Raw genomic sequence first — 23,082 nt, forward strand, 5'->3', positions numbered from 1 at the left:
ATCGATCGTGGTTCCCAAACGGGAGGACAAGCGAACAGTCTATTCGCCCGGAGTGACACTCCGGCGCCGTCCGCCCCTGCGCCGCGACCGACCGCCGTCAGCCCGCCGTCCGCCCGTCCGTCCGCCCGCCCGGCTCGTCACCGGCCGGGCGGGCGCCCACGGCCTCACACCCCGCGGCTGACCGAACTCATGTTGAAGTCCGGGACGCGCAGCGCGGGCATCGCGGCCCGGGTGAAGTAGTCGCCCCACTCGCGCGGCAGGGTCCGCTCCGTACGGCCCGCCTCCACCGCCCGGGACAGCAGGTCCACCGGCGACTCGTTGAACCGGAAGTTGTTCACCTCGCCGACCACCTCGCCCCGCTCGACGAGGTAGACACCGTCCCGGGTCAGACCGGTCAGCAGCAGGGTCGCCGGGTCCACCTCGCGGATGTACCACAGGCAGGTCAGCAGCAGCGCCGGACCGTCATGGCCGGCGGCCGCCACCATCTCGTCCAGCGACCGCGAACCACCGCCCTCCAGGAGGAGGTTGTCGATGCCGGGCGCCACCGGGAGACCGGTCAGCGCGGCGCTGTGCCGGGTGGTCGGCAGCCGGTGCAGCACGCCCTCGCGCAGCCACTCGGTGGCCGCCAGCGGCAGGCCGTTGTCGAAGACCGAGGCATCGTCGCCCGAGGAGTGCGCCAGGACGAACGGCGCGCACTCCAGACCGGCCGCCCAGGGGTCGCTGCGCAGTGTCAGCGGCAGCTCGCAGAGCCGCTCGCCCACCCGGGTGCCCGCCCCGGGCCCCGTCGGGCCGTCGCCGTCGGCCGGGCGGGAGAAGACCGTACGGCCCTCGGCGGCGTCCCGGGCCCCGGAGGACCACATCTGGTAGACGAGCAGATCGGCGACGGCGGTCGGTGGCAGCAGGGTGTCGTACCGCCCGGCGGGCAGCTCGATCCGCCGCCCGGCCCAGTCCAGCCGCCGGGCCAGCTCGCCGTCCAGCTCCCGCGGATCGACATCGGTGAAGTCGCGGGTCGCGCGGCCGGTCCAGGCCGAGCGGGGCCCGGCCGTGCCCGTACCCGGGGACTTGGCGTTCAGCTCCAGCGTCCCGGTGGGCTGGTCGTGCCGCAGCCGCAGCCCGGAGGAGTTCCCCAGGTACGACGAGACGATCTCGTGGTGGGCGAAGCCGTACAGCTCCCGGCCGCCGGCGCGGGCCTGCCGGAAGGACTCGCCCAGCGCCGGCGCGAACGCCGCGAACACCTCCGAGGAGGTCTCGGCGGGCGCCTCGGTGAAGTCGGCGGACACCTTCTCGCCGCCGACCAGTGGCTGCGCGTCCTCGGCGGGTCCGGCGTCCCTGGCGGCCGCCTCGGCGGCCCGCACCAGCGGCTCCAGGTCCTCCGCGGTCACCGCGGAGCGCGAGACCACGCCCGACGCGGTGCCCTGCCCGCCGTCCACGGTCGCCACGACGGTGACGGTGCGGCCGCGGGTGACGCCGTTGGTCGTGAGCGCGTTGCCCGCCCAGCGCAGATTGGCGCTGGAGTGCTCGTCGGCGATCACCACACAGCCGTCGGCACGGGAGAGCTCCAGGGCCCGCTCGACGATCTCGTGCGGCCTGTTCCTGCGCGGCGTACGGGTGCTCATCGACCGGCCTCCTGCGTGGTGTTGAGAACGTTCACGCCCTCGAAGAGCGCCGAGGGGCAGCCGTGCGACACCGCGGCCACCTGCCCCGGCTGGGCCTTGCCGCAGTTGAAGGCGCCGCCCAGGACATAGGTCTGCGGTCCGCCGACGGCGGCCATCGAGCCCCAGAAGTCGGTGGTGGTCGCCTGGTAGGCCACCTCCCGCAACTGCCCCGCCAGCCGCCCGTTCCGGATCGCGTACGCCCGCTGCTGCGTGAACTGGAAGTTGTAGCGCTGCATGTCGATCGACCAGGAGCGGTCGCCGACGAGGTAGATGCCGCGTTCGACGCCCGAGATCAGGTCCTGTGTGGACGGTCCGTCGGCCGCCGGCTGCAGTGAGACGTTGGCCATCCGCTGGACGGGGACATGACCGGGGGAGTCCGCGTACGCGCAGCCGTTGGAGCGGGCGAAGCCGGTCAGCCGGGCGATCCTGCGGTCGAGTTGGTAGCCGACGAGGGTGCCGTCCTTGATCAGGTCCCAGGACTGGGCGGCCACCCCCTCGTCGTCGTAGCCGATCGTGGCGAGCCCGTGCTCGGCGGTCCGGTCGCCCGTGACGTTCATGAGCTCGGAGCCGTAGGCCAGCTTGCCGAGCTGGTCGAAGGTGGCGAACGAGGTGCCCGCGTAAGCCGCCTCGTAGCCCAGCGCCCGGTCCAGCTCCGTGGCGTGGCCGATCGACTCGTGGATCGTCAGCCACAGGTTGGAGGGGTCCACCACCAGGTCGTAGGTGCCGGCCTCGACGCCCGGCGCGCGCATCTTCTCCGCGAGGTGCTCGGGCAGGCGGGCCAGCTCGCCGTCCCAGTCGTAGCGGCCGTCGGTCAGGTACTCCCAGCCGCGGCCCACCGGCGGGGCGAGGGTGCGCATCGAGTCGAAGTCGCCGCTGGCGGGGTCCACCGCGACCGCGGTCAGCTGCGGGTGCAGCCGCACCCGCTGCTGGGTGGTGCTGGTGCCCGCGCTGTCGGCGTAGAACTTGTTCTCCTGGACGGTCAGCAGCGCGGCGTCCACATGGGCCACGCCCTCGGCGGCCAGCAGCCGCGCGCTCCACTCCGCCAGCAGCCCGCTCTTGTCGGCGTCCGCCACGTCGAACGGGTTGATCTCGTAGGAGGAGACCCAGGTGCGGTCCGGGTGGGCGGGCTCGTCGGCCAGCTCCACCCTCTCGTCGGAGCCGGCGGCCTGGATGACCTTGGCCGAAAGTTTGGCCATCGCCACGGCCTGGGAGGCCACCCGGGCGGCCGCGTCCATGGTCAGGTCCACCCCGGAGGCGAAGCCCCAGGCCCCGCCGTGCACCACCCGGACCGCGTATCCGAGGTCGGTGGTGTCCGAGGTCCCGGACGTACGGGCGTCCCGCAGCCGCCAGGAGGCGCTGCGGATCCGCTCCAGGCGGAAGTCCGCGTGGTCGGCGCCCAGCGCGCGGGCGCGGGCCAGCGCCGCGTCGGCCAGCGCGCGCAGCGGCAGCGCCAGGAATGTTTCGTCAACGGCATGGGGTGCAGGCAAGGAGTCCTCCCGTGGTCGGCGCCTGCATCATGCCCTGCCGGGCGTCCGCGGCCCAGGGCGTGGCGGGGCGGGGCGCCGGGAGTCGGCCAGGCGAGGGGGCCGCGGCGCGGGGCGACGGGCGCCGGCGCGCCACGGTCCGGGAGGCTGCCGGGGCGCCCGCCGCCGTGGCGGTTCTGTGGAGACCCGACAGTGACCGGCGCGCGTGCCTGTCCGTGCTGGATTCCACCTGAGGGCCCCGTGACCGATAGTTTCTTATCGAACGCAGGACGGACTGGAAACGGAAAGGGTGATCTCTTGAGCCGCTCGGTTCTGGTCACCGGAGGTAACCGCGGCATCGGCCTCGCCATTGCCCGTGCCTTCGCCGAGGCAGGCGACAAGGTCGCCATCACCTACCGCTCGGGCGAGCCGCCCTCGGGGTTCTTGGCCGTGAAGTGCGACATCACGGACAGCGAGCAGGTCGAGCAGGCGTACAAGGAGATCGAGGAGAAGCAGGGTCCGGTCGAGGTGCTGGTGGCCAACGCCGGCGTCACCCGTGACCAGCTGCTCATGCGGATGTCCGAGGAGGACTTCACCTCGGTCCTCGAAACCAACCTCACCGGCACGTTCCGGGTGGTCAAGCGCGCCAACCGGGCGATGCTGCGGGCCCGCAAGGGCCGCGTCGTGCTGATCTCGTCCGTGGTGGGCCTGATGGGCGGCGCGGGCCAGGCGAACTACGCCGCGTCCAAGGCCGGCCTGGTGGGCTTCGCCCGCTCGCTCGCCCGGGAGCTCGGCAGCCGCAACATCACCGTCAACGTCGTCGCACCCGGCTTCGTCGACACCGACATGACCCGCGTGCTCACCGACGAGCAGCGGGACGCCATCGTCAAGCAGGTGCCGCTCGCGCGCTATGCGCAGCCCGAGGAGATCGCCGCCTCGGTCCGCTTCCTGGCTTCCGACGAGGCCGCGTACATCACCGGAGCCGTCATTCCCGTCGACGGCGGATTGGGCATGGGTCACTGATCAGCATGAGTGGAATCCTCGCAGGCAAGCGCATCCTGGTCACGGGTGTCCTGACCGAGTCGTCGATCGCGTTCCAGGCGGCCAAGGTCGCCCAGAACGAGGGCGCCGAGGTCATCCTCACCGGCTTCGGCCGGCTCTCCCTCGTCGAGCGGATCGCCAAGCGGCTCCCCAAGGAAGCCCCGGTCATCGAGCTGGACGTCACCAACCAGGAGCACCTGGACGGCCTGGCCGACAAGATCCGCGAGCACCAGGGCGAGGGCGCCCGCCTCGACGGCATCGTGCACTCCATCGCCTTCGGCCCGCAGGGCGCCTTCAACTTCCTGGAGGCGGAGTGGTCGGACGTGGGCACCGCGGTGCAGGTCTCGGCGTACTCCTACAAGTCGCTGACCATGGCCTGCCTGCCGCTCATGGAGCACGGCGGCGCGGTCGTCGGCCTCACCTTCGACGCGCAGATCGCCTGGCCGAAGTACGACTGGATGGGCGTGGCCAAGGCGGCGCTGGAGAGCACCAACCGCTACCTCGCGCGTGACCTCGGCCCCAAGGGCGTCCGCTGCAACCTGGTCTCGGCCGGCCCCATCAAGTCGATGGCCGCCAAGTCCATCCCCGGCTTCGAGGAGCTGGCGGACGTGTGGAACCACCGCGCCCCGATCGGCTGGGACCTGGCCGACCCGGAGCCGGCCGGCCGCGGCGTCGTCGGCATGCTGTCCGACTTCTTCCCGCGGACGACGGGCGAGATCGTGCACGTCGACGGCGGTGTGCACATGATGGGTGCCTGACGCACCGACGCCTTTCCGCTGCCCGCCCCGGTCCGCCGGGGCGGGCAGCGGGCGTTTGCGGGGCGGACGCGGGCGACGGCCGGCGTCAGTCCTGTCCCAGGGGGCGGAGCCGGCAGCCGAAGGGATGCGCGCTCGCCTCGGCGGCGGCCCGCTCGCCGTCGCCCGCACGGATCGCCTCGACCAGCCGGGAATGGTCCATGTGCGCCTCGGGCCGCAGCTCCTCGCCCACGTCGGCCCGCAGGAAGTCCCGCAGCACGCCCCCGAGGTCGGCGTAGATCTCGGCCAGCACCTCGTTGTGCGAGGCCGCCACGATCGCCAGGTGCAAGGTCGCGTCCGCCTCCACGAAGTCCTCCGCGCGGCCGGACTCCCAGGCGCGCTCGCGCCGCTCCAGCAGGGTGTCGAGCTGCCGCAGGTCCTGCGGGGTGCGGCGCTCGGCGGCGAGCCGGGCGGCCGACGCCTCCAGGGCGCTGCGCAGCTCGGCGACGTGTCCGGGCTCGGCCGCCGCGAACCGCCGGTTCATCACCCCGGCCAGTTCGCTGGTCGCCACCACGTAGGTGCCCGACCCCTGCCGGATGTCCAGCAGCCCGTTGTGCGCCAGCGCCCGTACGGCCTCGCGGACGGTGTTGCGGGCCACCCCGAGCTGCTCGACCAGCTCCGGCTCGGTCGGGATGCGGGCGCCCACCGGCCACTCGCCGGACGTGATCTGGGCGCGCAGCTGCGCGATCACCTGGTCGGCCAGGGCGGACCGGCGGGGCGAGGTCAGAGGCATGGCTGCGCTCCGGAAGGCAGACGACGGCGGACGGGGGCGGTGCGGCGCCCGCCGGACCCTTGCGGCCCCCGGCGCCGACCGGGCCAGCAGAGGGTATCGATATCGGCTGGACAGGCATTCATCCCATGATTCTATGATGGGCCTCATGGCAGACGACGACCTCGCGACCCTCGCCCCCGCCGCCGGGGCCCGCACCCCCCACGCCGACCGGCCCGCCGGCGGCGCGGGAGCGCCGCATCCGGACCCCGGTGCGGCCGCCCCCGCCCCGGACGGCCTCCCGGCGACCGGCCGCTGGCTGCCGCGGATCGTGATCGCCGGTCTCGTCCTGGCCGCGCTCAACCTCCGCCCGGCCATCACCAGCCTCGGTGCGCTCCTGGAGGAGGTCCGCGACGGCCTGGGCATGAGCGGCACCGTCGCCGGACTGCTGACCTCCGTACCCGCGCTCTGCTTCGCCGCCTTCGGCATCGCCGCACCCCGCCTGGCCAGGCGCTTCGGGCCCGCCGCTGTCGTCTGCGCCGGCATGGTCGCGATCGCCGCGGGCGTCGCGGTGCGGCCCTTCGCCGGCGGCACCGGCGGCTTCCTCGCCGCCAGCGCGCTCGCCCTGGCCGGCATCGCGGTCAGCAACGTCCTGATGCCGGTCGTCATCAAGAGCTGGTTCGCCGACCGGGTCGGTTCGATGACCGGTCTCTACTCCATGGCGCTGGCCCTGGGCACCTCGCTCGCCGCGGCGCTCACCGTGCCCATGACCGGTGCGCTGGGCGGCAGTTGGCAGACCGGTCTGGCGGTGTGGGCGGTGCTCGCCGTGGTCGCGGTGCTGCCCTGGCTCGTGGTCGCCCGGCAGCGCGCGGGCGCCGGCCGGCCGGCCGCGGACGGCCCGGCGCGCACCTCCGGGAACCCCGTACGGATCACCTCCTCGCCGACCGCCTGGGCGCTGGCCGTCTTCTTCGGCCTGCAGGCCACCGCCGCCTACATCACGATGGGCTGGATGCCGCAGATCTTCCGCGACGCCGGGGTCTCGGCGGGCACCGCGGGGGTGCTGCTGGCGGTCACGATGGTGATGGGCGTCCCGCTCTCCTTCGTCCTGCCGCGGCTGGCGTCCCGGATGCGGCACCAGGGGCCGCTCGCGGTGCTGCTGGGCCTGTGCGGCCTGGCCGGTTACGCCGGGCTGTGGCTGGCGCCGGCCGCCGGCGCCTGGGCCTGGGCGCTGCTCATGGGCATCTCCAACTGCGCCTTCCCGCTGGCCCTGACGATGATCGGGATGCGGGCGACCAGCTCCGCCGGGGTCGTCAAGCTCTCGGCCTTCGTGCAGAGCGTCGGCTATCTGATCTCCATCCCCGGACCGCTGCTGGTCGGCACGCTCTACCAGCACAGCGGCGGCTGGGGGCTGCCGATCGCCCTGATGGCCGGGCTGATGGTGCCGCAGATCGCGGTGGGCGTGCTGGCCGGGCGGGACCGCCGGATCGAGGACGAGACCTGAGTGCGACACTGGGCGCATGCCAGTGCTCGAACCGAATCCGCAGGGCAGCCAGAAGAAGCTGCTCCTCGTCCTGGGCGTCATGCTCGGCGTGACCGTCGTCGTCGCGATCATCGCGAGTATCGCGGCGCCGTAGCGCGCCTGAGGCCCGTCCCCTAGGGGACGGGCCTCAGGGGTGAGTGGGTGGCTTCCCTGATGGGAACGGCCGCCGGGGGCCCGTAGCTTCGACGTACACCGCCCGCAGCGGTGGGCGCGCCGCATGCCCGCGGCCGCGCAGGTCCCCCTCGCGCCCCGGAGGCGATCCGCATGCCCGCCGCGTCCAGCCGGTCACCCGCAGCCAAGGCTCCCCGCCTGCGGACGCGCCTGCCGTGGTGGGCACTGACCCTGCCGGTGCTCTCCTTCGCCCTCCTGCTGGCACTCGTCGCGAGCCCCGCCGAGGCGCGGGCGGTGAGCGTCCCGCAGGGCCTCGGTCCGCTGCTGGAACTCCTGGCCGCGCTCGTGCGCGGCGGCGCCTGATGTCCGCCCGCCGCCCCTGTCCCGCCCGGCGGAACGAGCACTTCAACACCCCGCGCCCCGCGCCGCCTTTCGTGCGAAGCTGGGACCCATGAGCGCCGATACACCCCGCCGGATTGTCCTCCTCCGACACGCCAAGGCCGAATGGTCGGAGACCAGCGATCATGAGCGTCCGCTCGCCGAGCGCGGCCGCAAGGATGCCCCGGTCGCCGGCCGCTGGCTGGCCGGAGCCGGGATCACCCCCGATCTGACCCTGTGCTCGACGTCCGCGCGCACCCGCGAGACATGGAAGCTCGCCGTCCACGAGCTGCCGCAGCGGCCCAAGACCGTCTACGAGGAGCGGATCTACGAAGCCTCCCTGGGCGAGCTCATCGCGCTGCTGAACGAGACCTCCGACGACGTCACCGACCTGATGCTGGTCGGCCACAACCCCGGTGTGCACGCCCTCGCCGACGCGCTCTCCGGCGACGCCGAGGGCGATCTGCTGCCGCGGATGAACCGCAGCGGCTTCCCGACGGCCTCGCTGGCCGTGCTCTCCTTCAGCGGCTCCTGGAAGTCGCTCGAACACGGCGTCGGGCGCCTGGTCGCCTACTGGAGCCCCCACGAGTAACGCCGGGCCCCCGCCCCGCGCGGGGGAGCGGTAGGCACGCCGAGAGGGCCCCGGCAGACCGCTGCCGGGGCCCTCTCCTGTGCGTCGTCGGACCTCCGCCGGGGGCGGTGCCCCGCGGCCCGTGCCCGTACCCCGGCCGCGCTCCAGGCCGCGGACGCGCTCCGTACCACGGCCCGGACCCGTCGCGGCCGCCCCGGAGCGCCGCCCGGCCCGCGCCGCGCAGGCCGCTCAGCCGACGAGGGTGTCCGCCGCCTCGACCTCTTCGCGGGTGATCCCCAGCAGATACAGCACGGTGTCCAGGAACGGCACGTTCACCGCGGTGTGCGCGGCCTCCCGCACCACCGGCTTGGCGTTGAAGGCGACGCCGAGCCCGGCGGTGTTGAGCATGTCGAGGTCGTTGGCGCCGTCCCCGATCGCCACGGTCTGCGCGAGCGGCACCCCGGCCTGCTGTGCGAACTGCCGCAGCAGCCGGGCCTTGCCCGCCCGGTCCACGATGTCGCCGGTGACCCGGCCGGTGAGCTTGCCGTCGACGATCTCCAGGGTGTTGGCGGAGGCGAAGTCCAGCCCCAGCTCCTCCTGGAGCGCGTCGGTGACCTGCGTGAAACCGCCCGACACGACGCCGACTTGGTAGCCGAGCCGCTTGAGGGTCCGTACCAGGGTGCGGGCACCGGGGGTGAGCCGGACCTCCTTGCGGACGGCCTCGACCACGGACGCGTCGAGCCCGCCGAGCAGCTCGACCCGGGCGTGCAGCGACTGCTCGAAGTCCAGCTCGCCGCGCATCGCGGCGGCGGTGACCTCGGCGACCTCGGCCTCACAGCCGGCGTGCGCCGCGAACAGCTCGATGACCTCGTCCTGGATGAGCGTCGAGTCGACGTCCATGACGACCAGCCGCTGCGCCCGGCGCTGCAGCCCGGCCGCCACCACCGCGACATCCACGCCGAGCCGCGCGGCCTCGGGGGCCAGCACGCTGCGCAGCGCCTCGGTCGCCGCACCGGACACCGCGAACTCGACGGCGGTCACCGGATACTTGGCGAGACGGAAGATGCGGTCGATGTTGCCGCCGGTGCCCGTTATGGCGGCGGCGATCGCGGCGGCGGTCTCCGCGGTGAGCGGATGCCCCAGCACGGTGACGTGCGAACGCCCGGTGCCGCGCGGCCGGTTGTCACCGCGGCCGGAGATGATCTCCGCCTGGAGGTTCAGCGATTCGGCCCAGCTGTGCACGGTGGCCCGCAGGTCGCCTTCGGAGGAGCCGGAGGAGCCCTCGGCGGGGGAGGGGGCGGTGACCAGCGCGCACAGCGTGATGCGCCCCCGGGTCACCATTTGTTCGATGTCCACGACATCGACGGAGTAGGCAGCGAGGGTGTCGAAGAGACCTGCGGTGATGCCGGGCCGGTCCTTCCCGAAGATCTTCACGAGAAGGGTCGGTACGTCATCGCCCGGTACGGCGGTGGCAGGCGGGGTCTGCGATGCGCTCATGGTGCCCTTACGGTAACCGCCGGGCGGCCGCCGCCGTACGCGTGTCCGGGGTTCGGACCGGCACCGCACCGTGGAGCCGCGCCCGCACCCACACCTCCGGCCTCCGGCCGCCCCTGGATCGTTATGGAGTCGTGTCCGGCTTCGCCGCGTACCGTCCCGACCAGGGGATCCGTTCGGGCGCCCAACCTCCTTGCCGGGGCGACCGGTTCGGCGCGCCCGGGGCACGCCACCGCCGCACGCCACCGCGGCGGACCGCGCCGTCGGGCGGCGCTGTGCCCGCTTCCTCCCATCATGCGGCTTCCGGTGCGGGCGCGCACGGCGTCCCCGGCGGTCCCTGCCGCATCCCCGCCGGGCCCGGCCGCCCGGAACACCCGTAATCCGGTGATCCCTGCCCTTCCGCGGCCTTCCCGCTTCCATGGGCTTTCTCCCGCTCCGGGAGTGCCCGGCGGGACCGGGGCGGACTCCCCGCACCCCGGCCCCGTCCCGGTTACCGGTCGGAGGGCCGAGCCTGAAATAGTTCCTCACGATGTTCGCCAACCCTGGACTTCCCATACAGAGGGCGTCACTCGGGGGACTATGTAATGGGGCGTGGAGTGCCTGAACTCGTACTCGAATTGAACGGTAGGACCTGGACGCTCGACCCGTCCCGGTCCTACAGCGTGGGCCGTGATCCGCAGGGCGACATGGTGCTCGACGACGCCAGGGTCTCCTGGCGGCACGCCACGGTCCGCTGGGCCGGCCGCGGCTGGCTCATCGAAGACCAGGGCAGCACCAACGGCACGTACGTCCAGGGCCGGCGGATCCACCAGATGGAGATCGGCCCCGGCTCGACCGTGCATCTGGGCAACGCCACCGACGGCCCCCGGGTGACCCTGTCCGCCGCGGCGCCCGCCGCCGACGGCCATGGCGCCCAGCCCGCGGGGGCGCGGCAGCAGCAGGCCGCGCAGGGCTGGCAGGCGCCCCCCGCGCAGCAGCCGCCGGCCCAGCAGCCGCCCGCCCAGCAGGGCTGGCAGGCCCCGCCGCAGGACGGGCAGCCGCCGTACGTCCCGCCGCAGCAGGACCGGCAGCCCCAGCAGGCCGTTCCCCCGCAGCGGGCGCAGCAGTCCCCGCAGCGCCCCGCGCAGCAGGCGGCCGGCGCGCCCGTCCACGGCGACCGCAGCCCGACCACCTTCCACCGTCTGGACACCGGCCGGGTGATGCGCATCGGCCGTGCGCTGGAGAACGAGCTGGTCGTCTCCGACCTCCAGGTCTCCCGCCACCACGCCGAGTTCCGCGCCACCCCCGACGGCCGCTTCGAGATCCACGACCTCGGCAGCCACAACGGCACCTACATCAACGGCCAGCCGGTCCCGAAGTCCGGCAAGGCACCGGTCGGCCCGAACGACATCATCGGCGTCGGCCACTCCACCTTCCGCATGGTCGGCGACCGTCTGGAGGAGTTCGTCGACACCGGCGAGGTCTCCTTCTCGGCCCGCCACCTCACGGTCACCGTCGACGGTGGCAAGCAGATCCTCAAGGACGTCTCCTTCGGGGTCCCCGAGAAGTCGCTGATCGCGGTCATCGGCCCGTCCGGATCCGGCAAGTCGACGCTGCTCAAGGCGCTGACCGGCTACCGCCCCGCCAACCAGGGCGATGTCCTCTACGACAACCGGAACCTCTACAAGCAGTTCGCCGAACTGCGCCAGCGCATCGGTCTGGTCCCGCAGGACGACATCCTGCACAAGGAGCTGACCGTCCAGAAGGCGCTGCGCTACGCGGCCAAGCTCCGCTTCCCCGGCGACACCGCGGAGGCCGAGCGCGAGGCCCGGATCGACGAGGTGCTGCACGAGCTCAAGCTGCACGTCCACAAGGACAAGAAGGTCACCTCGCTCTCCGGCGGCCAGCGCAAGCGTGTGTCGGTGGCCCTGGAGCTGCTGACCAAGCCGTCACTGATCTTCCTGGACGAGCCGACCTCGGGCCTCGACCCGGGCATGGACCGCGATGTCATGCAGCTGCTGCGCGGTCTCGCCGACGACGGCCGTACGGTCCTGGTCGTCACGCACTCGGTGGCCGAACTCGCGCTGTGCGACAAGCTGCTGGTGATGGCCCCGGGCGGTGGCGTGGCCTACTTCGGCCCGCCCGCGGAAGCGCTCAACTTCTTCCAGTACGACACCTGGGCGGATGTGTTCTCCGCGTTCGAGAACTACCGCGACTACGACTGGATGGGGCGCTGGCGCGGCTCCCCGCACTACCAGATGTACGCCGCGGACATCGACGCCGTCGCCCCGCAGTCGGTCAACGTCCAGGTGCCGCCGGCCCGGATACAGAAGTCCCAGAGCTGGGGCTCGCAGCTGTGGACGCTGATGCGCCGCTATGTCTCGGTGCTCGCCTCCGACCGGGGCTTCCTGGGCCTGATGCTGATCCTGCCCGCGGTGCTCGGCGTGGTCTCGATGCTGATCCCCAGCGATTACGGCCTGGGCTACGGGCCGATGAACAAGAACCGCACCAACCGCGACGCCAGCACGATCATGCTGATCCTCGCGGTCGGCATGTGCTTCTCCGGCGCCGCCAACTCGGTCCGTGAACTCATCAAGGAGCGGGTCATCTACGAGCGCGAACGGGCCACCGGCCTGTCGCGGTCGGCGTATCTGATGTCCAAGGTGATCGTGCTCGGCGTGGTCACGGCCGTCCAGGGCGTGATCATCGCGGCGATCGGCTTCTCCACCCGGAACATGCCCACCGAGGGCTTGATCGTCGCGAAGGCCCCGGCGGTGGAGATGGCGCTGGCGATCATCGCGCTCGGCTTCACCTCGATGATGTTCGGCCTGATCATCTCCGCGCTGGTGAAGACCGCGGAGAAGACCATGCCGCTGCTGGTCATGTTCGCCATCGTCCAGGTGGTCTTCACCGGCGTGCTCTTCCAGCTCTTCGACACCCCGGGCGTCGCGCAGTTCGCCTGGCTGATGCCGTCGCGCTGGGCCGTCGCCGCGATGGGCGCGACCGCCGACATGAACACCCTGCTGCCGTGGGAGCCGGGCAACCCCGACCCGCTGTGGAAGCACCACACCGGCGTCTACGTGATGGACATGATCATCCTGATCAGCCTGGGCATCGGGCTCGCCTTCGTCGTCGCCCGGCTGCTGCGCCGCCACGAACCCGAGGTCATGCGCAAGTAGCGCCGCGCACCGCACCGGCACGCCCGAGGGGCGGCACCCGACGACCGGGTGCCGCCCCTCGGCGGTGTGCGTGCTGCGGACTGCCCGAACCGGCGGCTCAGTACGCCGAGTTGACGTTGTCCATCGAGCCGTACTTGGCGGCCGCGTAGTTGCAAGCGGCGGTGATGTTGGCGACCGGGTCGTACATGTTCCAGGACGTGCCCTCGACGTGGTACGTCTTGAAGGTCGGGGCGATGACCTGCAGCAGGCCCTTGGACGGGGTGCCGTTGATCGCGTTGATGTCCCAGTTGTTGATGGCCATCGGGTTACCGCTGGACTCCCGCATGATGTTGCGGTGGATGCCCGAGTACGAACCGGGGATGCCCTTCTTGGCCATGATGTCCAGCGACTCGCGGATCCAGCCGTCCAGGTTGTTCGGGTAGGTCTTCGCGACAGGCTTCGGAGCGGCCTTCGTCGGGGCTGCCTTCGGCGCGGCCGCGGGGATCGCGGTGCGTACGGCGGAGCGGCTCGCGGCGGCCTGCTCGGCACGCGCCTTCGCGGCCTTGGCCTTCGCCACGGCGGCGGCCTTCACCTGGGCGGCCTTCTCGGCCTTGCCCGCGGCGGCGGACTTGTCCGCCTGCTGGGCGATGGTGGCCTGCTGGGCGTGGGCGGCGGTACCGACCGCGCTGAAGGCGACCGGCTTGATGTTCTCGACAGAGGTCGCCTGGGTCTTGCCCTGATCGGCGTCGGCACCCGGAACGGCGGTGAAGACCAGAGCTGCGGCACCGGCGGTGGCGACACCGGCGACGGCGAGCTTGTGCGTCCGGGTCAGGCGGTGGAGACCAGAAATGGCGTGCTGAGGCATGGCGGGGACAGACCTTCCGATGGGGGGACGCCGCACGGGCCCAGAGCGGTGGCGAACGCCGTATTCCGATCACGGCGCCGAGCGACGTGAGCCATTCTTAGCGGCCGGAAATTCCCCCGGCAAAGGTGTGACGTACGATCCGGGTTAGTGGAACCCCGCTGGCGGATATTGCGTCCCGAATAGGACTTTCCCAGCTCACGCAGTATTAGAGGGTCCACTAACCGGGCTCGTAAGTGACCTGCGTCCTATGCGCGGCGTCACAGTGCGGCCGTGTTTGTCTCGCCGGACGTAATTGCAAACGCACAGTCCGTACGCGTGAGAACTCCACCAAGACCCGGCCGACCGGCCGCGGAATACCTTCCGCCATTCGCATTCCGGGGCCGGGCCCGGGCCGTCATCGACCGCCCGAGCCCGGCCCCGGCCGTTCGCCCCCACGCCCCCGGCGCTCAGTCCGGCAGCACGAGATGCAGATCGCCGAATTCGTGCCACAGATAGCGCCCCCGCACCGCCTCCGCGTACGCGCGCCCCAGCGTCTCGCCGTCCGCCACCGCCCCCAGCATCAGCAGATGGGAGGCGGTGGGCTCGTGCAGCCCGGTGAGCAGGCCGTCCACCGCCCGCACCCCGCGCTCCGGCGTCACCACGAGCTCCGTCCAGCCGGCCGCGGCCCGCACCCGCCCGTCCCGGCCGGCCGCCGACTCCAGGGCCCGTACCGCCGTGGTCCCCACCGCCACGATCCGCCCGGACGGGCCGCCCGGCGCCGCATGCCGCCGCGCCGCCGCCCTGTGCCGGGCCCGCGCGGCGTTCACCAGCCAGGCCGTGGCCGGCGGCACCGCGAACCGCTCCGGATACGGCGGCTCGAACGCCTCCGCCGAGGCGACCCCGGTGTGCAGCGAGACCGGCGCGACGACCACGCCCCTGCTGACCAGCCGCGCCACCAGCGCCGCGGTGAAGGGCCGGGCGGCACTGGGCATCTCGGCGCTGCCGCCGCCGGGGGAGTCCTGCGCGAACACCGTCTGGTACGCGGTCAGCGGCTGGTCCCGGTCCGTATAGCCGTAGCGGATCGGCCGCCCGTGGCGCCGCATCAGCTCGGGCACCTCCGCGCCCGTCACCCGCGCCCACCACAGCCGCCCGCTCCCGGGGTCCAGCGGGGCCTGAATGATCAGCCGCGCCCCGCCGGGCAGCCGTACCACCGTGCCGGCCGGGCCGCCCGCCCGCGGCCCGGTGCTGCCCCGTCCGTCCGGCGTCCGCAGCTCCACCGCCCAGCAGCCGGCCACCGACCGCCCCGCCGGATGCCACCGGTCCGCCCGCGTCGAGAAGTGCACCACCACCGGCTCGCCGCGCCCCCTTCCGTCGCCGACCCGGCCGTCCACGGCGGCGGGCAGCGTCCGTGAGGTGTTCACGACCAGCACGTCCCCGGCCGTCAGCAGCTCCGGCAGCTCGCCGAACAGGTGGTGACCGGCCCCGGCGGCCCCCCGGGTCACCATCAGCCGTACCGAGTCCCGGCCCAGGCCCGGCCCGCGCTGCTCGGCCGGTACCGCGGCCGACAGCTCCGCAGGGACCTGCAGCGCCTCCGCGGTCACCGGGAGCCCGCCCCGTCGGGCGTGGCGACCCCGGCCGCCACGCGGTACCGCCCGCTGGGGGCCCGGTCGTCCAGCAGGCCCAGCAGCCCGGGGACCACCGTGCCGGGCAGCGGCCGTCCGGAGGCGTCGTCGTCCGGTACGGCGGCCGCGTACAGGTCGGTCCGCATGTCGCCCGGATCCACCCACCACACCCGCAGCCCCCGCTCCTCCTGGGCGAGCACCGCCGACTGCTGGTCCAGCGCCGCCTTCGCGGAGCCGTAGCCGCCCCAGGTCGGGTACGCCTCGACCGCCGCGTCCGAGCTGATGTTGAGAATCGCCCCACCCGCCGGAACGGATGTCCGTTTCGCTCCCTTAGGTCCATCTTCCACCTCCACATAAGGGGGCGAATCGGACGTTCCGGCATTTCGGGCATTACCGATATAAGGGTGTGGATCGTACCTCATGGCATTTCCGGCATCCCCTGTATATGGATCGTTTCCTATAAAGGGGGCGACTCCTTCATACGAGGACAGGTAGGAGGAAATGCGCAAGAGCGGCAAAGTCTCCTGCGTGAGGCCGAGCGGCGCCACCACATTCGCCTCCAGCGCCGCCCGCAGCCCCGCCAGCGGATGGTCCGCCAGCGGGACCAGCGGCTCGGCCCCCAGCACGCTCGCGTTGTTCACCAGCAGATCGAGCCCGCCCAGCTCACCGGCCGCGGCCACCAGCGCCGCCCGGTGCCCGCCGTCCGTCACGTCCCCGGGCAGCGCGACCACCCGCGCCCCCGCCCCGCGCAGCTCCCGCGCCGCGTCCTCCAGCGGCCCGGCCGACCTGGCGTCCACGACCAGATCCCAGCCCCGCGCGGCCAGCGCCGAGGCCAGGGCCCGGCCCAGCCCCTTCGACGCCCCCGTGATGATCGCCACCGGCATGATCGTCTCCCCTTCCCCGACGCGGGACCCGGTCCGGCCCCGGCCTCACGGCAGGAACGCCGCCGCCCCGCGGGCGTCGGGCGCCGGACCGGCCGTGGCCAGGGCATTCGCCCTAGGCCGGGGGACGGAGGAGAGGGCCGTCATCGGACCGATACGCCCTGGTCGCCCCGCCGGTACGGTGAGGCCATGACCAACGGACCGGGAGCCGGGATCCCCGCGGTGAGCACCGCGATCCTGGCGATGAGCAGGCATCTGGAGGTGCGCGACGTCCTCAAGACGATCGTCGCCTCGGCCCGCGAGCTGCTGGACGCCGAATACGCGGCGCTGGGGGTGCCCGACGACCACGGCGGCTTCGCCCAGTTCGTGGTGGACGGCGTCAGCGCCGAGCAGTGGAAGGCCATCGGCCCGCTGCCCCGCCAGCACGGCATCCTCGCCGCGATGCTGCACAACGCCACGCCGGAGCGGCTCGCCGACGTCCGCGAGGACCCCCGCTTCGGCGGCTGGCCGGCCGCCCACCCCGACATGTCCGACTTCCTCGGCCTGCCGGTCGCCGACGGCGACGAGATCCTCGGCGCGCTCTTCCTGGCCAACAAGCGCCGCCCCCAGGCCCCTGCCTCCCACGGGGAGGGCTGCGGCTTCACCGAGGAGGACGAGCGGCTGCTCGGGATACTCGCCCAGCACGCCGCCATCGCCCTGACCAACGCCCGCCTCTACGAGCGCAGCCGCGAACTGACCATCGCCGGGGAGCGCGCCCGCCTCGCCCACGAGCTGCACGACGCGGTCGCCCAGAAGCTCTTCTCGCTCCGCCTCACCGCCCAGGCCGCCACCGCCCTCGTCGACCGCGACCCGGCGCGCGCCAAGGACGAACTGCACCAGGTCGCCGCACTGGCCGCGGAGGCCGCCGACGAACTGCGGGCCGCCGTCGTCGAACTGCGGCCCGCCGCCCTGGACGAGGACGGCCTGATCGCCACCCTGCGCTCCCAGGCCCAGGTCCTGGACCGGGCCCACTCGGCGCGGGTCACCTTCGCCGCCCACAGCGTCCGGGCGCTGCCCGCCGCCCAGGAGGAGGCGCTGCTGCGGGTCGCCCAGGAGGCGCTGCACAACGCCCTGCGGCACTCCGGCGCCGAGCTGGTCGAGGTGACCCTCGCCCGCAGCGGCCAGGGCGCGCTGCTGCGGATCTCCGACGACGGCTGCGGCTTCGACCCCGGCGCGGTCCGCCGGGCCGGCCGCCATCTCGGCCTGGTCTCGATGCGCGACCGCGCGAGCGGCGTCGGCGGCAAGCTCACCGTGGAATCGGAGCCCGGCAAGGGCACCGCTGTCGAGATGGAGGTGCCCGGTGGCTGACAGGGACAGGGACGGCGCGACGGGGACGCCCCCGCGCGAGGCCGGCACGGGTCCGGGGCACCGCGGCGCGGGCGGCGGGCAGGCGATCCGCGTGCTGCTCGTCGACGACCACCAGGTGGTGCGCCGCGGGCTGCGGACGTTCCTGGAGGTCCAGGACGACATCGAGGTGGTGGGGGAGGCGTCCGACGGCGCCGAGGGCATCGCCGCCGCCGAGGAGCTGCGCCCCGACGTCGTCCTGATGGACGTCAAGATGCCCGGCATGGACGGCATCGAGGCGCTCCGCGCGCTGCGCGAACTCGACAACCCCGCCCGGGTGCTGGTGGTCACCAGCTTCACCGAACAGCGCACGGTCGTCCCGGCGCTGCGCGCGGGCGCGGCCGGTTACGTGTACAAGGACATCGACCCGGACGCGCTGGCCGGCGCCATCCGCTCCGTCCACGCGGGCCATGTCCTCCTGCAGCCCGAAGTGGCCGGTGCCCTGCTCACGCAGGAGGAGAACAACGGCACCCAGGGGCGCGGCACTTCCCTCACCGACCGGGAGCGCGAGGTGCTGGCCCTGATCGCGGACGGCCGCTCCAACCGCGAGATCGCCCGCGCGCTGGTGCTGTCGGAGAAGACGGTCAAGACCCATGTCTCCAACATCCTCATGAAGCTCGACCTCGCCGACCGCACACAGGCCGCGCTGTGGGCCGTACGGCACGGCATCGGGGCCTGAACGCCGGTGGAGGAGCGCCGGGGACGACGGCGCTCCTCTACCGTCCGCACAAGCGGAATGTCGTCTTCAGATCCGAGATTCATACTGTCGTGTAGCCGTAGCCCGTTCGGCGTATCCCTTCCCTGCCCGGGGCGTTGTCCAGTGCAGTCGTGGCGGCTGGCCACGGCAACGGCAACGAGGAGTCAGAAGTGAAGAACATCAAGCGCGCAGCGGCCGTCACGATGATGGCGAGCGGTCTCGCCCTCGCGGGCGCCGGCATCGCCTCCGCCCACTCCCCGCAGGCGCAGGGCGGTGCGGTGAACTCCCCCGGCATCGTCTCCGGCAACGTCGTCCAGGTCCCGGTGCACGTTCCCGTGAACGCCTGCGGCGTCACCGCCACCGTCATCGGCGCGCTCAACCCCACCTTCGGCAACCCCTGCGCCAACGTCTGATCACAGACGGCCCGCAGGCCACCGCCTGACCCGCGCGACGCCATGGTCCGCGCGGGTCGGGCCGCCCGGCCCCGTCCCCCTCCGGCGCGCTCAACCCCGCCTTCGGCAACGCCACCTCGGACACCTGAGGTCGTCCGTCCGGGCCGCACGGCTTCGCCTGCCCAGAGGCGTCCGGCCCGGCCGGCACCGGCCCCGCCGACCACACAATGGTCCGGCGGGGCCGCTTTCGTTCTACCCGCGGTGCCGCTCCCTCTCCTCCACCGCGGAGTTGTACGCCGCCACCTGCGCCCGCCGGGCCGTCCGCTCCACCGGCCGCAGCGCCTCGGCGCGGGCCGCGATCTCGGACGAACTCACCGCCGCGCCGTGCTCCCTGCCGTCCCCGCCGGCGCCTTGCGCGATGCCGATGAGCGCGCCGACGCGCTGCGCCAGCTCCAGCACCCGCACCGCCCGCGGCGGATATCCGGGCGCCAGCACCTGCCGGCCGGCCTCCGCCCGCGCCCGGTACGCCTCCAGCGCGGCCTGCGCCACCGGCCCGGACCCGGCCACGTCCAGCTTCGAGAGCAGCTCGGTCGCCTCCCGCAGCGCCTCCGCCAGCTCCCGCTCGGCCTCGCCCAGTGACGGCACATCGGCCGGCGGCGCCTCCCGCACCGGCAGGCAGTGCCAGACCACCTCCACATGCACATCGGGACCAATACCGCCCTCGGGCCCGGCCTCGTACGTCTCCGGGACCAGTCCCAGCCCGGCCCCCGAGGCGAGCACCGCCTCCCCGGCCTCCAGCGCCCGCGCGTTGAACTCCGGCGGCCCGCACAGCCCCAGCGGATGCCCGGACACCGGCAGGGCCACCCGCAGGCCCGTCGCCCCCAGCGTCCGCAGCCGCCCCAGCGCGAGCGTCAGCCCGACCGGCACCTCCTCCCCGGGCAGGCCCGCCACGCGGTGCACCGCGTCGTCGTCCGCGATCCGGTGCGCGGCTTCATCAGGTGAGACAAGTCCGGCCAAAAGGGCATTTCCCCATGCCGCCAGCCGTCCTGAACGTGGTTCATCGAGCATGCCCCCCAGCCTAGGGAAGAGCACTGACAACGAGTGGCGTAGGTTTGCAGGGGGGCTGCGCCTACAGGTGTACGCGACGACCGAGAAGCAATGGGAGACAACGCGCTCATGAGCGATGTGCTGGAGCTGGTGGACGTATCCGTGGTCCGCGAAGGACGGGCTCTGGTGGACCAGGTCTCCTGGTCGGTGAAGGAGGGGGAGCGCTGGGTGATCCTCGGCCCCAACGGCGCCGGCAAGACCACCCTGCTGAATGTCGCCTCCAGCTACCTCTTCCCGACCGCCGGCGACGTGTCGATCCTCGGCGAGCAGCTCGGCAAGGTCGACGTCTTCGACCTGCGCCCGCGCATCGGCATGGCCGGCATCGCGCTGGCCGACAAGCTGCCCCGCAGCCAGACCGTCCTGCAGACCGTGCTCACCGCCGCGTACGGCATGACGGCCAGCTGGCAGGAGAGCTACGAGGACATCGACGAGCAGCGCGCCCGCGCCTTCCTCGACCGCCTCGGGATGAACGACTACCTCGACCGGAAGTTCGGCACCCTCTCCGAGGGCGAGCGCAAGCGCACCCTGATCGCCCGCGCCATGATGACCGACCCCGAGCTGCTGCTGCTGGACGAGCCGGCCGCCGGCCTCGACCTCGGCGGCCGTGAGGACCTGGTCCGCCGTCTCGGCCGCCTCGCCCGCGACCCGTACGCACCCTCGATGATCATGGTCACCCACCACGTCGAGGAGATCGCCCCGGGCTTCACCCACGTCCTGATGATCCGTCAGGGCAAGGTGCTGGCCGCCGGCCCCCTGGAGCTCGAACTCACCTCCAGCAATCTCTCCCACTGCTTCGGCCTCCCGCTGATCGTCGAGCGCAACGGCAACGACCGCTGGACCGCCCAGGGCCTGCCCCTGACCTGAGCGCCCGCGCCTGGCCGATCGCGCCCTGTCCCGGGCCGCCGCACGGATCTACCATGAAGCGGTGGATCCATGGGTGTGGTGGCTGATCGCCGCCGTAGGACTGGGCATTCCTCTCGTCGTGACCGCGATGCCCGAATTCGGGATGCTCGCGGTCGGCGCCGTCGCCGGTGCCGTCACCGCGGGCCTCGGTGGCGGCACCGTCCCGCAATTCCTCGTGTTCGTCGCCGTGTCGGTGGCGCTGATCGCCGTCGTACGCCCCCTCGCCAACCGCCACCGCGGCCAGAGCCCCCCACTCGCCTCCGGCATCGACGCGCTCAAGGGCCGGAGCGCCACGGTCCTGGAGCGGGTCGACGGCGGGGTCGGCGGCCGCATCAAACTCGCGGGTGAGATCTGGTCCGCCCGCTCCCTCGACGGCAATCAGGTCTACGAGCCGGGCCAGCAGGTCGACGTCGTCGAGATCGAAGGCGCCACCGCCGTCGTCATCTGACCCGAACACGCTGCGCGACGAGCCACGTCTCTGAAAGACTGATCAACGGCAAGCCGGTCACCGGCCGGCGCGGACCAGCAACGAAGGGCACGGGAGCCGCTTGTGGAACCGATCATCATCGTCCTGATCATCCTGGTGGTGCTCGTGTTCATCGCACTCATCAAAACGATCCAGGTCATCCCACAGGCCAGCGCCGCCATCGTCGAACGCTTCGGCCGCTACACCCGCACCCTCAACGCGGGCCTGAACATCGTCGTCCCGTTCATCGACTCCATCCGCAACCGCATCGACCTGCGCGAACAGGTCGTGCCGTTCCCGCCGCAGCCGGTGATCACCCAGGACAACCTGGTCGTGAACATCGACACCGTCATCTACTACCAGGTGACCGACGCCCGCGCCGCGACCTACGAGGTCGCCAGCTACATCCAGGCCATCGAGCAGCTCACGGTCACCACGCTCCGCAACATCATCGGCGGCATGGACCTGGAGCGGACCCTGACCTCCCGTGAGGAGATCAACGCGGCGCTGCGCGGCGTCCTCGACGAGGCCACCGGCAAGTGGGGCATCCGCGTCAACCGCGTCGAGCTCAAGGCCATCGAGCCGCCGACCTCCATCCAGGACTCGATGGAGAAGCAGATGCGCGCCGACCGCGACAAGCGCGCCGCCATCCTCCAGGCCGAAGGTGTCCGTCAGTCCCAGATCCTCACCGCCGAGGGCGAGAAGCAGTCCTCGATCCTGCGCGCCGAGGGCGAGGCCAAGGCCGCGGCCCTGCGCGCCGAGGGCGAGGCCCAGGCGATCCGGGTGGTCTTCGAGTCCATCCACGCCGGCGACCCGGACCAGAAGCTGCTCTCCTACCAGTACCTCCAGATGCTCCCGAAGATCGCCGAGGGCGACGCCAACAAGCTCTGGATCGTGCCCAGCGAGATCGGCGACGCCCTCAAGGGCCTCGGCGGCGCCATCGGCAACTTCACCCCGCCGACCGGCGGCGGCTCCATCCCCAAGCCCAGCTCCCCCAACCGGGAAGCACCGCCCATCGACTGACCGCCCGGCCTCGTGCATGATCAGCGGTGGCCCCTCGACCTTCATGGCGGGGAGGCGACCCTGACCATGTGAGGAGAGGACCTTTGTCCATCGGGGAAGCAGTCGCAGTCCTCGCCGCCGGAATCGGCGCCGGTACGATCAACACCGTCGTCGGCTCCGGCACCCTGATCACCTTCCCGGTGCTGCTCGCCTTCGGCCTGCCGCCGGTCACCGCGAACGTGTCCAACACCCTCGGTCTGGTGCCCGGTTCGATCAGCGGCGCCATCGGCTACCGCCGCGAACTCGCGGGCCAGCGCCGCCGGATCCTGCGCTTCTCCGCCTCCGCCCTCATCGGCGGCCTCGGCGGCGCCATCCTGCTGCTGGCACTGCCCTCCACGGCCTTCGACACCATCGTCCCGGCGCTGATCGCCGTCGCGCTCGTCCTCGTCGTCGTGCAGCCCAGGCTCGCCGCGCGGATCCGCGCCCGGCGCGAGCGCAACGGCACCACCGCCCACCGCGACGGCGGCCCGGCCCTGCTCCTCGGCCTGATGCTGGCCAGCGTCTACGGCGGCTACTTCGGCGCCGCGCAGGGGGTGATCTACCTGTCGCTGATGGGCGTCCTGCTCACCGAGGACCTCCAGCGCCTCAACGCCCTCAAGAACGTCCTCGCCGCGATCGTCAACGGCGTGGCGGCGGTCTTCTTCCTCTTCGTCGCCCACTTCGACTGGACCGCCGTCGCCCTGATCGCCGTCGGCTCCACCCTCGGCGGGCAGCTCGGTGCGAAGGTCGGCCGACGGCTGCCGCCCACCGCCCTGCGCGGCATCATCGTCCTCGTCGGCCTGCTGGCCATCGTCCAACTCCTCCTGAAGTAGGGGGAGCCGGACGACGGATT

22 protein-coding genes are annotated in these 23,082 nt (G+C 72.6%); 14 read left to right on the forward strand and 8 right to left on the reverse strand.

Annotation, left to right across the window (positions count from 1 at the left end):
• Positions 1–164 precede the first annotated feature (164 nt).
• Both K7396_RS27960 and K7396_RS27965 read right to left on the reverse strand, forming a co-directional pair.
• Positions 165–1,616 (reverse strand): metallopeptidase TldD-related protein, encoded by a 1,452-nt coding sequence (locus tag K7396_RS27960; RefSeq protein WP_086717230.1) that lies wholly within the window; start codon positions 1,614–1,616, stop codon positions 165–167.
• Entirely contained in the window at positions 1,613–3,142 is a 1,530-nt protein-coding gene (locus K7396_RS27965) for a TldD/PmbA family protein (protein WP_086717229.1), read from the reverse strand. The genes K7396_RS27960 and K7396_RS27965 overlap by 4 nt, the downstream gene beginning before the upstream one ends.
• A 294-nt stretch (positions 3,143–3,436) precedes the next feature.
• On the opposite strand from K7396_RS27965, the gene fabG reads away from it, so the two are divergent.
• Both fabG and fabI read left to right on the forward strand, forming a co-directional pair.
• Positions 3,437–4,141 carry a 3-oxoacyl-[acyl-carrier-protein] reductase gene (gene fabG, locus K7396_RS27970; RefSeq protein ID WP_152105253.1) on the forward strand — a complete coding sequence of 235 codons (705 nt, stop codon included), beginning with the start codon at positions 3,437–3,439 and terminating at the stop codon, positions 4,139–4,141.
• A gap of 5 nt (positions 4,142–4,146) precedes the next feature.
• A complete protein-coding gene (gene fabI / locus K7396_RS27975) occupies positions 4,147–4,917 on the forward strand; it encodes an enoyl-ACP reductase FabI (RefSeq protein ID WP_088797049.1) in 771 nt (256 codons plus the stop codon).
• A gap of 85 nt (positions 4,918–5,002) precedes the next feature.
• Here fabI and K7396_RS27980 read toward each other — a convergent pair whose 3' ends face one another.
• The gene (locus tag K7396_RS27980; RefSeq protein ID WP_152105252.1) at positions 5,003–5,686 is read right to left on the reverse strand and encodes a FadR/GntR family transcriptional regulator; all 684 of its coding nucleotides are present in this window, start codon (positions 5,684–5,686) and stop codon (positions 5,003–5,005) included.
• Positions 5,687–5,831: 145 nt separating this feature from the next.
• Here K7396_RS27980 and K7396_RS27985 point away from each other — a divergent pair, with 145 nt between their 5' ends.
• From K7396_RS27985 to K7396_RS27995, 4 genes are all read left to right on the forward strand, one after another.
• Positions 5,832–7,163 carry a CynX/NimT family MFS transporter gene (locus K7396_RS27985; RefSeq protein ID WP_152105251.1) on the forward strand — a complete coding sequence of 444 codons (1,332 nt, stop codon included), beginning with the start codon at positions 5,832–5,834 and terminating at the stop codon, positions 7,161–7,163.
• 16 nt (positions 7,164–7,179) lie between these two features.
• Positions 7,180–7,296, forward strand: coding sequence for an SGM_5486 family transporter-associated protein (locus K7396_RS35720; RefSeq protein ID WP_263295963.1), 117 nt, complete (start codon positions 7,180–7,182; stop codon positions 7,294–7,296).
• A 170-nt stretch (positions 7,297–7,466) separates the two neighbouring features.
• Complete coding sequence (locus K7396_RS27990; protein WP_086718622.1) at positions 7,467–7,676, forward strand: hypothetical protein; 210 nt, start codon at positions 7,467–7,469, stop codon at positions 7,674–7,676.
• Positions 7,677–7,764: 88 nt separating this feature from the next.
• Positions 7,765–8,283 (forward strand): SixA phosphatase family protein, encoded by a 519-nt coding sequence (locus tag K7396_RS27995; RefSeq protein WP_086718623.1) that lies wholly within the window; start codon positions 7,765–7,767, stop codon positions 8,281–8,283.
• 228 nt (positions 8,284–8,511) lie between these two features.
• On the opposite strand, the gene serB is transcribed toward K7396_RS27995, so the two are convergent.
• The gene (serB, locus tag K7396_RS28000; RefSeq protein WP_086718624.1) at positions 8,512–9,759 is read right to left on the reverse strand and encodes a phosphoserine phosphatase SerB; all 1,248 of its coding nucleotides are present in this window, start codon (positions 9,757–9,759) and stop codon (positions 8,512–8,514) included.
• A 581-nt stretch (positions 9,760–10,340) separates the two neighbouring features.
• Between serB and K7396_RS28005 the strand changes: the two genes are divergently transcribed.
• Positions 10,341–12,914, forward strand: a complete 2,574-nt coding sequence (locus tag K7396_RS28005; protein WP_086718625.1) for an ABC transporter ATP-binding protein/permease — start codon at positions 10,341–10,343, stop codon at positions 12,912–12,914.
• Positions 12,915–13,011: 97 nt separating this feature from the next.
• Here the strand turns inward: K7396_RS28005 and K7396_RS28010 are convergent, their stop codons facing one another.
• From K7396_RS28010 to K7396_RS28020, 3 genes are all read right to left on the reverse strand, one after another.
• Positions 13,012–13,758 carry a transglycosylase SLT domain-containing protein gene (locus K7396_RS28010; RefSeq protein WP_152105250.1) on the reverse strand — a complete coding sequence of 249 codons (747 nt, stop codon included), beginning with the start codon at positions 13,756–13,758 and terminating at the stop codon, positions 13,012–13,014.
• Between the two features lie 446 nt (positions 13,759–14,204).
• Complete coding sequence (locus K7396_RS28015; protein ID WP_152105249.1) at positions 14,205–15,338, reverse strand: S-adenosylmethionine:tRNA ribosyltransferase-isomerase; 1,134 nt, start codon at positions 15,336–15,338, stop codon at positions 14,205–14,207.
• Positions 15,335–16,243: an SDR family NAD(P)-dependent oxidoreductase gene (locus K7396_RS28020; RefSeq protein WP_152105248.1), complete on the reverse strand. Its 909-nt coding sequence runs from the start codon at positions 16,241–16,243 to the stop codon at positions 15,335–15,337. Before K7396_RS28020 ends, K7396_RS28015 begins: the two co-directional genes overlap by 4 nt.
• Positions 16,244–16,429: 186 nt before the next feature.
• On the opposite strand from K7396_RS28020, the gene K7396_RS28025 reads away from it, so the two are divergent.
• The 3 genes from K7396_RS28025 (at position 16,430) to K7396_RS28035 (ending at position 18,733) form a co-directional block, all read left to right on the forward strand.
• Positions 16,430–17,587: a GAF domain-containing sensor histidine kinase gene (locus tag K7396_RS28025; protein ID WP_086718229.1), complete on the forward strand. Its 1,158-nt coding sequence runs from the start codon at positions 16,430–16,432 to the stop codon at positions 17,585–17,587.
• A gap of 85 nt (positions 17,588–17,672) precedes the next feature.
• Positions 17,673–18,302, forward strand: a complete 630-nt coding sequence (locus tag K7396_RS28030) for a response regulator (RefSeq protein ID WP_086718240.1) — start codon at positions 17,673–17,675, stop codon at positions 18,300–18,302.
• A 188-nt stretch (positions 18,303–18,490) separates the two neighbouring features.
• Positions 18,491–18,733, forward strand: coding sequence for a chaplin (locus K7396_RS28035; RefSeq protein WP_086718230.1), 243 nt, complete (start codon positions 18,491–18,493; stop codon positions 18,731–18,733).
• A 231-nt stretch (positions 18,734–18,964) separates the two neighbouring features.
• Here K7396_RS28035 and K7396_RS28040 read toward each other — a convergent pair whose 3' ends face one another.
• The gene (locus K7396_RS28040; RefSeq protein WP_086718231.1) at positions 18,965–19,780 is read right to left on the reverse strand and encodes a hypothetical protein; all 816 of its coding nucleotides are present in this window, start codon (positions 19,778–19,780) and stop codon (positions 18,965–18,967) included.
• A 90-nt stretch (positions 19,781–19,870) separates the two neighbouring features.
• Here K7396_RS28040 and K7396_RS28045 point away from each other — a divergent pair, with 90 nt between their 5' ends.
• From K7396_RS28045 to K7396_RS28060, 4 genes are all read left to right on the forward strand, one after another.
• Positions 19,871–20,683 (forward strand): ABC transporter ATP-binding protein, encoded by an 813-nt coding sequence (locus tag K7396_RS28045; RefSeq protein WP_086718232.1) that lies wholly within the window; start codon positions 19,871–19,873, stop codon positions 20,681–20,683.
• Positions 20,684–20,756: 73 nt separating this feature from the next.
• The gene (locus K7396_RS28050) at positions 20,757–21,170 is read left to right on the forward strand and encodes an NfeD family protein (protein ID WP_086718233.1); all 414 of its coding nucleotides are present in this window, start codon (positions 20,757–20,759) and stop codon (positions 21,168–21,170) included.
• A 102-nt stretch (positions 21,171–21,272) separates the two neighbouring features.
• Positions 21,273–22,211 (forward strand): SPFH domain-containing protein, encoded by a 939-nt coding sequence (locus K7396_RS28055; protein ID WP_086718234.1) that lies wholly within the window; start codon positions 21,273–21,275, stop codon positions 22,209–22,211.
• A gap of 83 nt (positions 22,212–22,294) precedes the next feature.
• Complete coding sequence (locus K7396_RS28060; protein WP_086718235.1) at positions 22,295–23,062, forward strand: sulfite exporter TauE/SafE family protein; 768 nt, start codon at positions 22,295–22,297, stop codon at positions 23,060–23,062.
• Positions 23,063–23,082: the final 20 nt, after the last annotated feature.

Origin of the sequence: Streptomyces angustmyceticus (assembly GCF_019933235.1) — a bacterium.
GTDB classification, from domain to species: Bacteria; Actinomycetota; Actinomycetes; order Streptomycetales; family Streptomycetaceae; genus Streptomyces; species Streptomyces angustmyceticus.